A 13,487-nucleotide genomic window follows, 5' to 3' on the forward strand; every position below is an offset into this window, starting at 1 on the left:
CATGACCACCGCCTCCTCGATCGGCACCCGCCCGGTCGCCGGCGACGAGACCCCGGTCTCGCGTCGGCGGCCCGGCCGCGGCGATCCCGGCCCCTCGGGCCGCCGCACGACCCGCCGCAGCACGGCCCGCCGCTGGGAGCGCGTCTCTCAGCTGCTGTTCGTGCTGCCGGCCGCGCTGTTCATCGTCCTGTTCTTCGGCTACCCCGTGGTCAAGAACCTGATCATGAGCTTCCAGGCGTACACGACCACCACGTTCTACACGGGCGAGGCGCCCTGGGTCGGCTTCGCCAACTACGCCCAGGTGCTCGGCTCGCAGCTGTTCGGCACGGCACTGCTCAACACGGCCCTCTTCACGATCGGCTCGATCGTCGGGCAGTTCGTGATCGGTCTGCTGTTCGCCCTGTTCTTCCGCCGGGCGTTCCCGCTGAACGGCGTGCTGCGGTCGCTGCTGCTGCTGCCGTGGCTGCTGCCGCTGATCGTCTCGAGCGCGATCTGGAAGTGGATCCTCGACCAGGACTCGGGCGTGCTGAACCAGTTCCTCGGGACGTTCGGCATCCCGGCCGTGCCGTGGCTGACCAGCCCGAGCGTGGCCCTGCTGACCGTGGTGCTCGTCAACATCTGGATCGGCATCCCGTTCAACACGACCATCCTCTACGGCGGTCTGCAGGACATCCCCACCGAGCTCTACGAGGCGGCGTCGCTCGACGGCGCCACCGGCTTCAAGGGCTTCCGGCACGTCACCTGGCCGCTGCTCCGACCGGTGGTCAGCGTGGTGCTCGTGCTCGGGGTCGTCTACACGATCAAGGTGCTCGACATCATCCTCGGGCTGACGAACGGCGGGCCGGCGAACGCGACGCAGACCATCGCGACGCAGTCGTACAGCCTCTCGTTCCAGCAGTTCGACTTCGGGTCGGGGGCGGCGCTCAGCAACGTGCTGATCGTCATCTCGGCCGTGTTCGCCGTCGTGTACCTGCGACTCAACCGGAAGGCCGTCGATGAGTGAGACAGCCCTGCGAGTCCCGAGCACCGGGGCCGTCGATCGTCGCGGCGCCGCACGCCGCCGACCGCTCTCGCGCCCCGAGGGGCCGAAGAAGTACCTGCTCAGCGCGATCGGCGTGCTGCTGCTCGCCGGGATGCTGTTCCCCGTCTACTGGATGGTCAACATCTCGCTGCAACCCGCCGGGTCGGCCATCGAGGCCTCCTGGTTCCCGTTCGAGGCGCAGTTCGGCGGGTACGCCCAGGCGCTGGCCGACCAGGGCGGCAACCTGGTCACGAGCCTCGTGATCGCGCTCGGCAGCGTCGTGCTCAGCCTCGCGATCGCGACCCCCGCCTCCTACGCTCTGGCGCAGTTCAAGGTCAGAGGGGTCAACGCGGTGCTGTTCGCCATCCTGATCTCGCAGATGATCCCGGGCATCGTCGTCGCGAACGCGCTCTACGCCGCGTACAACGACGTCGGGCTGCTGAACACGATCCCGGGGCTGATCCTGGCCGACTCGACGGCGGGGGTGCCGTTCGCGATCCTGATCATGCGGGCGTTCATGCTGAACATCCCGCCGTCGGTCATCGAGGCGGCGAAGGTCGACGGGGCCGGCGACTTCAGGGCGTTCCGCAGCATCGTGCTGCCGATCAGCCGCAACGCGATGATCACCGCCGGTCTCTTCACGTTCCTGTTCACCTGGAGCGACTTCCTGATGGCGCTGACCCTCACGACGACCACCGACATCCGGCCGATCACGCTCGGCATCTACCAGTACATCGGCACCTACACGGCCGACTGGTCGACCGTGATGGCCGCCGCCGTGCTCGCGTCGCTGCCCGCCATCGTGCTGCTGCTCGCCGCGCAGAAGTTCATCGCCGCCGGTGCCACCGGCGGGGCCGTCAAGTGACGACGGCGCACACCAGAGAGAGAGGCAACACCATGACCACGAACGCCACCGCACCCCTGCGGGTCACCGTCTGGGGCGAGAACGTCCATGAGAAGGTCGAGCAGCACGTCGCCGACCGCTACCCCGACGGGATGCACGGGGCGATCGCCGCCGGCGTCGGCGAGAACCTGCCCGACGCCGTCGTCCGCATCGCGACGATGGATCAGCCCGAGCACGGCCTCACCGAGGAGCTGCTGGCCGACACCGACGTGCTCACCTGGTGGGGTCACGCGGCGCACGGCGACGTCGACGACGAGATCGTCGAGCGGGTGCACCGCCACGTGCTCGCCGGCATGGGGCTGATCGTGCTGCACTCCGGCCACTGGTCGAAGATCTTCACGAAGCTGATGGGCACGACCTGCACGCTGCGCTGGCGCAGCGAGCACGACCAGGAGCTCGTCTGGACGGTCAACCCGCAGCACCCGATCACCCGCGGCGTGCCGAACCCGATCGTGATCCCCGAACAGGAGATGTACGGCGAGTACTTCGACGTGCCGACGCCCGACGAGCTGATCTTCATCTCGGGCTTCACCGGCGGCGAGGTGTTCCGCAGCGGCATGACCTACCGCCGCGGCTTCGGCAAGATCTTCTTCTTCTCGCCCGGCGACCAGGACTTCCCGGTGTACTTCCACCCCGACGTCCGCCGCGTCATCTCGAACGCCGCCGAGTGGGCCCGCCCCGAGCGCGAACGCGCCACGCCGACGCTGCTCCGCTACGACCTCGGCGAGTACTTCGACGGCAAGGACTACTCGGGCCCGATCGAGGAGCCGGCCGACGCATGAGCGCCCCGATCCCCGAGGACGAGACCACCGCCTCCGGCGCCCCCGCATCCCCCGCACCCGGGACCGCACCCGCACCCGCACCCGGCGGCTTCCGCCGCGTCGACCGCCGAGGAGGCGCGCTGCGGGTCGTGCAGGTCGGCGCCGGCGAGATGGGGCGGGCCTGGCTCCGCACCGTCGCCGACTCCCCCGACGTCGAGCTGGTCGGCATCGTCGACCTCGATCTCGACGCCGCCCGCGCCGGAGCCCAGCACGCCGGTCTGCCCGATCTGCCGGTCGACCGCGACCTCGCCGCCCTCGTGGCCCGGGTCTCGCCCGACGCCGTGCTCGACGTGACCGTGCCGGTGGCGCACCACCCGGTGACGATGCAGGCGCTCCGCCTCGGTCTGCCGGTGCTCGGCGAGAAGCCGGCCGCGCAGAGCGTCGCCGAGGCGCTGTCGCTGACGGCCGCCGCCGAGGTGACGGGCGAGCTGTTCATGGTGTCGCAGTCGCGCCGTTACAACGACCAGCTGGTGGCGCTCAAGGCGCACGCCGAGCTGCTCGGCGACGTGGGCATGGTGTCGACGTCGTTCGCGAAGGCGCCGCACTTCGGCGGGTTCCGCGAGCAGATGGACGACGTGCTGCTGCTCGACATGGCGATCCACGCGTTCGACTCGGCGCGCTACCTGATCGGTCGCGACCCGGTGTCGGTGTGGTGCGACTCGTGGAACCCCTCGTGGTCGTGGTACCGCGGAGACGCGGCGGCGAGCGCCGTGATCGGCTTCGAGGGCGGTGTCCGCTACAGCTACGACGGCTCGTGGTGCAGCCCCGGCGTCGAGACCTCGTGGAACGGCGCCTGGCGCGTCTCGGGCTCGGGCGGCACGGCGCTCTGGTCGGGCGACGACGAGCCGGTCAGCGAGATCGACGGCGCCCCCGGGGCCCCCGAGGCGCGACCGACCGTGGGCGTCGAGATCGCGGGCTCGCTCGCGGCGTTCGCCCGGGCCCTCCGCACCGGCGAGCGCCCCGACGGCGAGGTGCACGGCAACGTGATGAGCCTCGTGATGGTCGAGGCGGCGATCCGGTCGACGCGCACGGGTGAGCGCGTGCTGGTCGACGACGTGCTCGAGCAGGCGCACCGCGAGGCGGTCTCGGTCGAGCGCGACCCCGAGGTGAAGGCGCGTCTCGAGTCGTGGGCGTCGGTGCGCGCGGCCCTGCAGGGCGGGGCGGGCGGGGTCGACGCGACCCGCGCCTCCTCGGCTCCGGAGCGGGAACGGCAGGAGGCACGGTGACCGCGCAGGGCCGCCTCCGCTTCGCCCTCGTGGGTCACGGGTTCATGGGTGCGGCGCATTCGCAGGCCCTCCGTGTCGCGCCCGCCTTCTTCGATCTGCCGCTGGCGCCCGTGATGGCGACCCTGGTCGGTCGCGACGTCGCGGCCACCCGCGCGGCGGCCGAGCGGTGGGGGTGGGGGTCGACGGCGTCCGACTGGCGCGACGCGGTCGACGACCCCGACATCGACGTGATCGACATCTGCTCGCCGGGCTCGACGCACGTCGACATCGCGGTGGCCGCGCTCGAGGCGGGCAAGCACGTGCTCTGCGAGAAGCCGCTGGCCAACACGGTCGCCGAGGCCGAGCGCATGGCGTCGGCCGCGGCCGCCGCCGCCGAGCGCGGGGTGTTCGCGATGGTCGGGTTCTCGTACCGGCGGGTGCCGGCCGTGACCCTGGCGCACGACATCGTGGCGGCGGGGCGCATCGGCGACGTGCGTCAGGTGCGGGCGCAGTACCTGCAGGACTGGCTGATCGACGGGCGCGACCCGATGACCTGGCGGCTCGACAAGGCGGTCGCGGGCTCGGGCGCCCTCGGCGACATCGGGGCCCACGCGGTCGACGCGGCGCAGTTCGTGACCGGTCGGCGTCTCACCGACGTGTCGGGCACGCTGCACACCTTCGTGACCGAGCGGCCGCTGGTCGACGAGACCGTGACGACGTCGGGCCTCGGCGGCGTCGCGGGGTCGGAGCGCGGTCGGGTGACCGTCGACGACGCCGCATGGTTCACGGCCCGACTCGAAGGAGGCGCGATCGCCTCGGTCGAGGCCTCCCGGTTCGCGACGGGTCGCAAGAACGCCTTCCGGCTCGAGGTCTCGGGCTCGCGGGGCGCCGTGGCGTTCGACCTCGAGCGTCCGAACGAGCTCGAGGTGCTCGAGGTCGACGGGCCCGAGTCGGGGTTCCGCCGCGTGCTCGTGACCGAGCCGCAGCACCCGTACGTCGACGCGTGGTGGCCGGCCGGGCACGGGCTCGGGTGGGAGCACGCGTTCACGCACCAGCTGCGCGATCTCGTGGTGGCGCTGGCCGGCGGCACGCAGCCGTCACCGTCGTTCGCCGACGGCCTGCAGGTGCAGCGCGTGCTGGCCGCGGTCGAGGCGTCGGACGCCGCGGACTCCGTCTGGCTGCCCGTCTAGCGCGACCCGCGCCTCCTGCGCTCTCGGGGCGGGTGCGCCATGAACCGCGTTCGCGAAGATGAACTGCGTTATATCGCGGTTCATCTTCGCGAACGCGGTTCTTCGCATGGGCAGGAGGCGCGGGGCAGGAGGCGCGGAGCCCGCCCCGCCGTCCGCCGCTACCCCTTCACCCCGCCGGCGCTCAACCCCGACTGCCAGAACCGCTGCAGGAACAGGAACGCCACCACGAGCGGCAGGATCGACACGAACGACCCGGTCAGCACCGTCGAGAACAGCACCTGCGCCCCGCCTCCGCCGGTCGCCGCCTGCTGCCACTGCGCCAGGCCGACCGTCGCCGGGAACAGGCTCGGGTCGTTCAGCATGATCAGCGGCAGGAAGTAGTTGTTCCAGGTCGAGACCAGCGCGAACAGCAGCACCGTGACGATGCCCGGGGCGAGCAGTCGCGACGAGATCGTCAGGAAGATCCGCAGCTCGCCGGCCCCGTCGATGCGGGCGGCCTCGAGCAGGCTGTCGTCGACGGCCTCGCTCGCGTAGACGCGCATCAGGTAGACGCCGAACGGGCTGACGAGCGACGGCAGGATGATCGCCCACGGGGTGTCGACCAGGTTCGCCGCGCTGAACAGCAGGTACGTCGGGATCGCCAGCGCCGTCAACGGCACCATGACCGCCCCGAGGATCAGCCCGAAGACGAACGACCGACCCCTGAAGACGTACTTCGCCAGCGAGTACCCGCACATGGTGGCGAGCAGAGCCGCGCCCACCGAGCTGACCACGGCGTAGAGCACCGTGTTGCCCATCCACTGCAGGAAGATGCCGTCCTGGAAGGTGAACAGCTGCGCCACGTTGTCGCCGAGCGCGAAGCTGCGGCCGAAGGCCAGACCGAACGTGCTGAAGATGTCGCCGTTCGTCTTCGTCGCCTGGATCGCGAGCCAGACCAGCGGCAGCAGGAAGTACGCCAGCGTGATCCACAGGATCACGGTCAGGATCGGCGTCTTGCGCTGGGAGCGCTCGACGCGACGTCGGGGGCGTCGCCGACCCGCGCCTCCTGCGCTCTGCAGTCGGCGGGCCGGTCGGTCGACGGCCGTGGCTCCGGCGGTGTCGACGGGTGCGGGTGCGATCGTCACGACAGTCGCTCCTTGCGTGAGGTGGCGAGCTGCACCACGTAGCTGATGATCATGATGAGGAACCCGAGCAGGAACGCGATGGCCGCCGCGTAGTTGACGTCCTGATTGCGGAACGCGACGTTGTACGCGTAGAGGTTCGGGGTGAAGTCCGAGCCGATCGCGTTCGGGGCGATGCTGTAGAGCAGGTTCGGCTCGTTGAAGAGCTGGAACGACCCGATCACGGAGAAGATCACCGTCAGCAGGATCGCCGAGCGGATCGCGGGGATCTTGATGCTCCACGCCACCCGCCAGGGACCGGCGCCGTCGATCTCGGCGGCCTCGTACATCTCGGTCGGCACGCTGCGGAGGGCCGCGTACAGCACGATCATGTTGTAGCCGATGAACTCCCAGCTGACGATGTTCATCGTGCTGCCGAGCACGTTCTGCGGCGACAGCAGGTCGGGGGCGGGCAGGCCGACGCCGGTCAGCACCTGGGCGATCAGCCCCGACTCGCGACCGTAGAGGTAGCCCCACATGAGCGTCGCGACGACGCCGGGCACGGCGTACGGCACGAAGATCGCGAGACGGACGAACTTGCTGCCCGCGACGCGACCGGTGTCGAGGGCGAGGGCGACGAACAGGGCGATCACGAGCATGATCGGCACCTGCACGAACAGGAACAGCGCGACGCGGCCGAGACCGGCCCAGAAGCTCGGGTCGTTCAGGGCCCGCTCGTAGTTGGCGAGCCCGGAGAAGACCTGCCCGCCGACGAGCTGCGAGGTGAAGGTGCTGAGGTACCCGGCGTAGCCGAGCGGTACGAGGAACATCGCCGCGAAGACGAGCAGGAACGGGATCGCGAGCGCCCAGGCGGCGATCAGCTGGGGTCGGTGCAGCGTGCTGCGACGACGCGGGGTCGGCGTGCGGGCCGAGGAGGCGCGGGTCGAGGAGGCGCGGGTCGCGTCTCGACGAGCACTCGCGGAGGCGGGGGTGGGGGTGACGGAGGTGGACATCGGGGCTCCTTGCCGGGCCGGGGGCACCGCCCGTCGCCGCCGCCCGCCCGGGGGCGGTTCGACGTCGACGGACGGTGCCCGTGAGCACTACTGGACGGTGAAGCCCTGCTGCTTCGCGTAGGCGGTGACGTCGTCCTGCCACGCCGTGAGGGCGGCGGACATGTCGTCGTGGTCGGCGATGGCCTTGCCGAGGGTGTCGTTGAAGCTCGAGTAGACGTAGTCCATGAACGGCAGCCACTGGAAGTCGGTGCTGACCGTGTCCGAGACGCCGGCGAAGAGCTCGTTGACCTTCTGGCCGCCGTAGAAGTCGCTGGCCGTGCCGGTGAACTCGCTGCTCGAGAGGGTGTCGGTCGTCGTCGGGAACAGGAACTGCTCGTTCGCGAAGGCGAGGGTCGACTCGGGGTCGCTGTTGAGGAACTTGCTGAACTCGGCGGCCACGATCGGGTTCTTCGTGCCCGTGATCACGGCGTCGGACGATCCGCCCCAGTTGCCCGAGACGTCCTCGCCGGCCTCCCACTGCGGGATCTTCGCGGCGGTCCACTTGCCGCTCGTGTTCGCGGCCGTGCCCTGCAGGAACACGGGGCCCCAGGCGGCGGTCTGCCAGCTGGCGTACTTGCCGGACGAGAAGCCCTGGTACCAGGAGTCCGTGAAGTCGGCGTCGGTCGAGACGAGGTCCTTGTCGATGAGGTCCTGCCAGAACGTGACGACCTTCTGCGTCTCGGCCGAGTCGAGGTCGATGCCGACGGTCTTGTCGCCGTCGTACGAGAACGGCTTGGCGCCGGCCTGCCAGAAGAGCCCGACGACCTGACCGGGGTCGTTGCCCGGCAGGTTCGACATGTACGAGCCGGTCTCGTCCTTCACGGTCTGCGCCTGCTCGGCGAACTCGTCCCAGGTGGCGGGCGGGGCGGTGATGCCGGCCTGCTCGTAGATGTCCGAGCGGTAGAGGTTGCCGAGCGGCCCGGAGTCCTGCGGCACCGACCAGACGCCGCTGTCGTCGGCGACCTGGTTCCAGACCCACTCGACGTACTTCGACTCCAGCTCCGCGCCTCCGTACGGGGTCAGGTCGACGAGGCTGTCCGTCTGGCGGAACGACGGGATGTACTGGTACTCGATCTGCGCCACGTCGGGGGCGCCCTTGCCGGCCTTCAGAGCCGTGCGCAGCTTGGGGTACTGCACGGTGCCCGTGCCGACGTTGACGACGTCGACGGTGATCTTCGGGTACTTCGCCTCGAAGAGGTCGACCTCCTTCTGGATGTCGGGGACCCAGGTCCAGAAGGTGATGGTCGTCTCGGTGTCCATCGCCGCGTCGATGTCGGCCTGCGAGACGGGGGCGGTGGTCTCGCCGCCGCCACCGCCTCCTCCGCCGCCGGGGGCGCACGCGGTCAGCGCGAACGCCGACACGAGAGCCAGGGACACGAGCGCCTTTGCTGTGTTCTTCCGCTTCATGGTCTTCTCTTTCGGGGTGTGCGGCGTCTCGGGCGAGACGCCGGGTTCAAGGGGTGGAGGTCGTGGCCACGTGCTCGAACACGTGGGCCGATCGGGGGGTGAGGGTCAGGGTGCGACCGGCCTCGAGCACGTCGCCGGTCTCGAGATCACGGACGGCGCGGGGTGCGGTCACGGCGGCCTCGTGGGCCGACCAGTTCGACACGAAGGCCAGGTCGGGACCGTCGGGGCGCGAGCCGGTGGTGACGGTGACGGCGTCCGTCGCCGCCCAGTCGCGGGCCGCCGTCTGCGGCACGAGCCAGCGGGCGATGCTCCGCGACAGCTCGGGGTTCGGCACGGTGGCGACGTAGCTGACGCGACCGGCCCCGGAGGCGCGGGTCGTCATCACCGCGTCGGCCCCGATCTCGGTGGCCGGGAACCGCACCAGCACCTCGGCGTCGTCGACCTTCAGCACGTCGGCCCAGCGGGTGCCGGCCGAGCCGGGCTCGAGGGCGAGACCGTCGGCGGGGCCGGCGGTGAGGACCTCGAGGGGCTCGTCGAGGTTCGTGTACTCCTCGTACCAGACGCCCGCGGGGCCCGAGAGCCGGGCGGGGGCGACGTCGCGCCGCGCCCTCGCGAGCTGGTCGCCGTACGCGGTGCGGACGCCGAGCACGAGGTGGCCCCCGGCCTCGGCGTAGGCGGAGAGCGCGTCGAGCGTCTCGTCGTCGACGACGTAGAGACCGGGCACGACGAGCACGGGGTGCTCGGCCGCCACATCCGCGGGATCGGCGGTCATCGCGGCGACGAACTGCTCGACGTGCTGGATGCGCACCTGGGCGCCGGACTCGGCGAGGCCCCGGTAGTGCGAGTCGAAGAGGTGCAGGTACGAGTCGGGGTCGGGGTCGCCGTTCGGCAGGGCGAGGGGCGGGTAACCCTCGAACGACCACTTCGTGTCGGTGGACCAGAGCATGAGCACGTCGGCTGCCGGCGTGAATCCGTCCACCGCGCCTCCTACCGCCTCGAGGGTCGCGCCGAGGGCCGCGACCTCGCGGTGGATGCGGCCGGGTCGCTGGCTGTGCGGCAGCACGCCGCCCCAGTAGGTCTCGACGCCGAAGTGCAGCGTGTGCCAGTGCCAGTACTCGACCATGCGGGCGCCGCGGGCGACCAGGGCGAGCGCGGCCTGCTTGATCTGCCCGTCGAACGGCGGGTGGTTCTGCCACGGGCCGCCGATGGACTGCGCGTTGGTCTCGGTCACCAGGAACGACGACTGCGCCGACGAGAACGCCCGGTCGCCCCACTGGTGCAGGGCCCAGACGCCGGTGTGCCACCAGCCGGCCTCGCGGGGGATCTCGACGCCGCGCGTCAGGCCGTCCTGCATCTTGTAATAGGGGTTGCCGGCGGTCACGTCGAGGCTCTTCACGAGCCGGTCGTCGGCGACCTGGGGGCGGGCGTACGAGATGCAGGTGGTGACGAACTGATCGTCGCGGGCGTACTCGCGCACGACGTCGGCCTGCCAGGCGATCAGCTCGTCGGCGAGCTCGCCCTGGAACCGGCGCCACTCGAGGTCGTACTGCGGCTGCACGTTGCCGTCGGGCCGCCAGAGTTGAGACCACTCGGTGATGCGGTGCGACCAGTAGACGAGACCCCACTCGTCGTTGAGGCTCTCGACCGTGCCGTAGCGGCGCTGCAGCCAGGCGACGAAGCGCTGGAAGACCTGCTCGTTGCGGGGCAGCTCGTTGCCGGGCTCGTTGTCGACCTGCCAGCCGATCACGGCGGGGTGGTCGGCGTACCGGGCGGCGACGCGGCGGACGACCCGCTCGGCGTAGAAGCGGTAGGCGGGGTGGCTCTGGTCCATCTCCTGGCGGGCGCCCCAGCCGACCCGGACCCCGGAGGTGCGCTCGGCCGCGATCTCGGGGTGCAGCACCTGCAGCCACGGCGGCACGGCGTAGGTGGGCGTGCCGAGCACGACCGAGATGCCGCGGGCGTGGGCGCCGTCGAGCACGGGCTGCAGCCAGTCGAGGTCGAACTCGCCCTCGCGGGGCTCCCACGTCGACCAGACCGACTCGCCCACGCGGATCACGGTGAAGCCGGCCTCGACCATCAGGTCGAGATCGCGGTCGAGGGTGCCCGCCTGCTGGTACTCGGCGTAGTAGGCGGCCCCGAAGAGGACCCCGGAGTGGCGTGGTGCTGACGTCATCGTCGACCTGTCTGCTCGTGCGGATCGGCGTCGATCCGCGGATGCTGGCGTGCTCGTGACGCGGATGTTGTCGATAACATCGGCGTTGATGAGGAAGCTAGTCGAGCCGCCGACGTCGCGCAAGTGGCAATCGAGCGGCGTGACCCGACCGTGATGCGGCGGTGCGCGCAGGGGCCGTCTGCGGCCAGCGGCGAGGCGTCTTCGGCCGGCGCGGGTGCCGGTGCCGAGGCCTCAGGCGCGGGGCGGAGCCGTGGAGGCGCGGGTCACCAACGCCGGCGTCGGCACGTGGATCACGGGGTCGGTCTCGCGCCCCTCGATGCGGTCGATCAGCGAGGTGACGACGAGCACGCCCTCCTGCGCGAAGTCCAGGTCGACCGTCGTGAGCGACGGGACCATGTAGCGCGCCTCCGGGGCGTCGTCGTTGCCGACGACGCTGACGTCGCCGGGCACCGAGACGCCGGCCTCGGCGAGCGCCGCGAGCAGACCCATCGCCATGGTGTCGTTCGCGACCGCGACGGCGGTGGCACCTCCGTCGGGGGCCCGACCCGCGCCTCCTCCGCTCTCGATGGCGCCCTCGTCGAGCAGGCGGCGCGCGGCGGCGAAGCCCGATTCGGCCGACCAGTCCCCCGAAGTGCTCGCGACGACCTCGCCTCCCCCGGCCGTGAAGGCGGCGGTGAAGCCCTCCTGGCGCTCCCGGGCGACGAGCCACTGCTCGGGCCCGGCGACGTAGGCGGCCCGGCGGTGGCCGAGCTCGATCAGATGCTCGGCGGCGACGCGGCCGGCCCGGATGCCGAGCGACTCGCCGGTGCCGTCGACGACGAGACCGAAGTCGCGGCCCACGGGCATCGAGATGTCGCGCTGCGCGATGGCGGTGCGGGCGATCGCGGTCTGGGCCATGAGCACGAGCCCGGCGATCTGCTGACTGAGCACCAGGTCGAGGGCTTCGCGGACGCTGCCCTCGTCGCTGCCGTCCATCGTGACGATGTCGGTGACGTAGCCGAGGTCGCGCGCGGCCTCGGTGGCGCTGGCGATCGTGCGGGCCGGGCCGGACAGGTGCATGTTGTCGGCGAGCAGGGCGATGCGGTTGGTGCGCTTCAGCCGGAGGAACCGCGCGGCGCTGTTCGGCCGGTACTCGAGCTCGGCGAGGGCCGACTCGACCTTGGCGCGGGTCTCGGGCCGGATCCCCTCGAAGCCGCGGAGGAACCGGCTGACCGTCTGATGCGACACCCCCGCACGGGACGCCACGTCGTAGATCGTGGCGTCGGGCATGCCCCGAGATTAGCCTGCGCCGAGACCCCACGATGTCGCTGAGACCCCCGTGCGCGCGAAGGGGTCTCAGCCACTCCCCGGGGTCTCGCGGCCGACGCGATCAGCAGGCGCGAAGACGACCGAGCCGGCCGACCTCGGTCCGGCCCGGCGAGGGACGACCCGCGCCGCGCCTCCTCGTGATGTGCTGGCCTCATGCTCTCCGATCAGACCCTCCCGTGGCTCATCGCCGCCGCACTGCTCGTCGTCGTCATCGCCGTCGTCGTGGTGCTGCTGGTGCTGCGACGCCGCCTCACGCAGGCCCGCAGGGCCGCCGACGAGCAGGCCCGCCAGGCCCGTGCCGAGCAGGACGCCCGCGACGCCCACCACGACACCCGCATGGCGCGCACGACCGCCGAGCACACCCGCGAGAAGGAGGCCCTCGCCACCGAGCTCGGCACCGAGAACAAGCGGCTGGCCGATCAGAAGCAGGCCGCCCTCGACGAGGCCGAGCAGACCCGGGCCCTGCTGTCGACGGGTCTGAAGTACGAGGCGACGTCGCGCGAGCTGATCGCCGCGGCCTGCCGTGCGGCCGGCGCGGACGTCGTGCTGCTGACCAACGTGGTGTTCGTGCCCGCCGCGAGCAGCGCCTCCGGCAGGTTCGTCGCACAGGTCGACCACGTGCTGGTCGGCGAGACCGGGGCGATGGTGGTCGAGAACAAGGGCTGGCGCGGCATCGTGTTCGACGGTCGGCGTCCGAGCAGCGTGTTCCCGGCGTTCGGGGGGCTCTTCGACGAGAGCACGATGTCGCCGCCGTTCGCCCTGCAGGTGGTCGACGACTCGCCCACGGTGCTGACCGTGCGGTCGCACCTCGGCACGAAGTCGCCGGCGTCGCAGGTGCGGCGCCAGGCGAACAGGCTGTCCGACCGGGTGCACGAGTCGATCGACGCGAGGCTGTGGTTCGACACCTGCGTGCTGTACTCGCACCCGCAGGCGACGGTCTTCGCCGTCGATCAGGACCGCAGCGAAGGAGGCGCGGCCACGCAGATCGTGTCGACCCCGACCCAGCTCGAGGCCGTCGTGCGCGAGCTGATCTCGCGTCCGACCAAGAAGCTGTCGCAGGCGCGCGTCGAAGACGTCACGGCGCTGCTCGCCTCGTACGGGGCCGACGTGCTCCGCTTCGGCACGTTCGCCGAGGAGGCGCGCCCCGCGTCTGCCGCGTCGGTCGCGTCGGCCCCGGCCCCGACCCCCGAGCAGGCACCGGCCATGGCCTCGGACCCGGTCTCGGGCACGGCTTCGGACACGGCACCGGCCGCCGACACGGACACGGCCTCCGCTGAGGCCTCCGACCGGACCCAGGCGTAGGCCC

Annotated in this window: 11 protein-coding genes; 6 read left to right on the top strand and 5 right to left on the bottom strand. The window is 71.3% G+C overall.

The window, feature by feature from the left end:
- The first annotated feature begins 1 nt into the window (after position 1).
- From ACZZY9_RS08490 to ACZZY9_RS08510, 5 genes are all read left to right on the top strand, one after another.
- Entirely contained in the window at positions 2–1,003 is a 1,002-nt protein-coding gene (locus ACZZY9_RS08490) for a carbohydrate ABC transporter permease (protein ID WP_320477598.1), read from the top strand.
- Between the two features lie 130 nt (positions 1,004–1,133).
- On the top strand, positions 1,134–1,886 hold the full coding sequence (locus tag ACZZY9_RS08495) for a carbohydrate ABC transporter permease (RefSeq protein WP_371740777.1): 753 nt from the start codon (positions 1,134–1,136) through the stop codon (positions 1,884–1,886).
- Between the two features lie 32 nt (positions 1,887–1,918).
- On the top strand, positions 1,919–2,707 hold the full coding sequence (locus ACZZY9_RS08500; RefSeq protein WP_463463769.1) for a ThuA domain-containing protein: 789 nt from the start codon (positions 1,919–1,921) through the stop codon (positions 2,705–2,707).
- Positions 2,704–3,972, top strand: a complete 1,269-nt coding sequence (locus ACZZY9_RS08505) for a Gfo/Idh/MocA family protein (protein ID WP_463463770.1) — start codon at positions 2,704–2,706, stop codon at positions 3,970–3,972. Before ACZZY9_RS08500 ends, ACZZY9_RS08505 begins: the two co-directional genes overlap by 4 nt.
- Positions 3,969–5,141 carry a Gfo/Idh/MocA family protein gene (locus ACZZY9_RS08510; RefSeq protein WP_463463771.1) on the top strand — a complete coding sequence of 391 codons (1,173 nt, stop codon included), beginning with the start codon at positions 3,969–3,971 and terminating at the stop codon, positions 5,139–5,141. Before ACZZY9_RS08505 ends, ACZZY9_RS08510 begins: the two co-directional genes overlap by 4 nt.
- A gap of 158 nt (positions 5,142–5,299) precedes the next feature.
- Here the strand turns inward: ACZZY9_RS08510 and ACZZY9_RS08515 are convergent, their stop codons facing one another.
- The 5 genes from ACZZY9_RS08515 to ACZZY9_RS08535 form a co-directional block, all read right to left on the bottom strand.
- Positions 5,300–6,265: a carbohydrate ABC transporter permease gene (locus tag ACZZY9_RS08515; RefSeq protein WP_374231407.1), complete on the bottom strand. Its 966-nt coding sequence runs from the start codon at positions 6,263–6,265 to the stop codon at positions 5,300–5,302.
- Entirely contained in the window at positions 6,262–7,254 is a 993-nt protein-coding gene (locus tag ACZZY9_RS08520; RefSeq protein ID WP_463463772.1) for a carbohydrate ABC transporter permease, read from the bottom strand. Before ACZZY9_RS08520 ends, ACZZY9_RS08515 begins: the two co-directional genes overlap by 4 nt.
- Positions 7,255–7,341: 87 nt before the next feature.
- Complete coding sequence (locus ACZZY9_RS08525; protein WP_320479226.1) at positions 7,342–8,700, bottom strand: ABC transporter substrate-binding protein; 1,359 nt, start codon at positions 8,698–8,700, stop codon at positions 7,342–7,344.
- A gap of 46 nt (positions 8,701–8,746) precedes the next feature.
- Positions 8,747–10,873 (bottom strand): beta-galactosidase, encoded by a 2,127-nt coding sequence (locus ACZZY9_RS08530; protein ID WP_463463773.1) that lies wholly within the window; start codon positions 10,871–10,873, stop codon positions 8,747–8,749.
- Positions 10,874–11,104: 231 nt separating this feature from the next.
- Complete coding sequence (locus ACZZY9_RS08535) at positions 11,105–12,142, bottom strand: LacI family DNA-binding transcriptional regulator (protein ID WP_463463774.1); 1,038 nt, start codon at positions 12,140–12,142, stop codon at positions 11,105–11,107.
- A gap of 192 nt (positions 12,143–12,334) precedes the next feature.
- Here ACZZY9_RS08535 and ACZZY9_RS08540 point away from each other — a divergent pair, with 192 nt between their 5' ends.
- Positions 12,335–13,483 (top strand): NERD domain-containing protein, encoded by a 1,149-nt coding sequence (locus tag ACZZY9_RS08540; RefSeq protein ID WP_463463775.1) that lies wholly within the window; start codon positions 12,335–12,337, stop codon positions 13,481–13,483.
- Positions 13,484–13,487: the final 4 nt, after the last annotated feature.

The sequence above is a fragment of the Frigoribacterium sp. AC394 genome, assembly GCF_979258095.1.

Coding starts and splice junctions, on each gene's coding strand:
- ACZZY9_RS08490 (WP_320477598.1), top strand. CDS start 2: ATGACCACCGCCTCCTCGATCGGCACCCGCCCGGTCGCCGGCGACGAG.
- ACZZY9_RS08495 (WP_371740777.1), top strand. CDS start 1,134: ATGCTGTTCCCCGTCTACTGGATGGTCAACATCTCGCTGCAACCCGCC.
- ACZZY9_RS08500 (WP_463463769.1), top strand. CDS start 1,919: ATGACCACGAACGCCACCGCACCCCTGCGGGTCACCGTCTGGGGCGAG.
- ACZZY9_RS08505 (WP_463463770.1), top strand. CDS start 2,704: ATGAGCGCCCCGATCCCCGAGGACGAGACCACCGCCTCCGGCGCCCCC.
- ACZZY9_RS08520 (WP_463463772.1), bottom strand. CDS start 7,254: ATGTCCACCTCCGTCACCCCCACCCCCGCCTCCGCGAGTGCTCGTCGA.
- ACZZY9_RS08525 (WP_320479226.1), bottom strand. CDS start 8,700: ATGAAGCGGAAGAACACAGCAAAGGCGCTCGTGTCCCTGGCTCTCGTG.
- ACZZY9_RS08530 (WP_463463773.1), bottom strand. CDS start 10,873: ATGACGTCAGCACCACGCCACTCCGGGGTCCTCTTCGGGGCCGCCTAC.
- ACZZY9_RS08535 (WP_463463774.1), bottom strand. CDS start 12,142: ATGCCCGACGCCACGATCTACGACGTGGCGTCCCGTGCGGGGGTGTCG.
- ACZZY9_RS08540 (WP_463463775.1), top strand. CDS start 12,335: ATGCTCTCCGATCAGACCCTCCCGTGGCTCATCGCCGCCGCACTGCTC.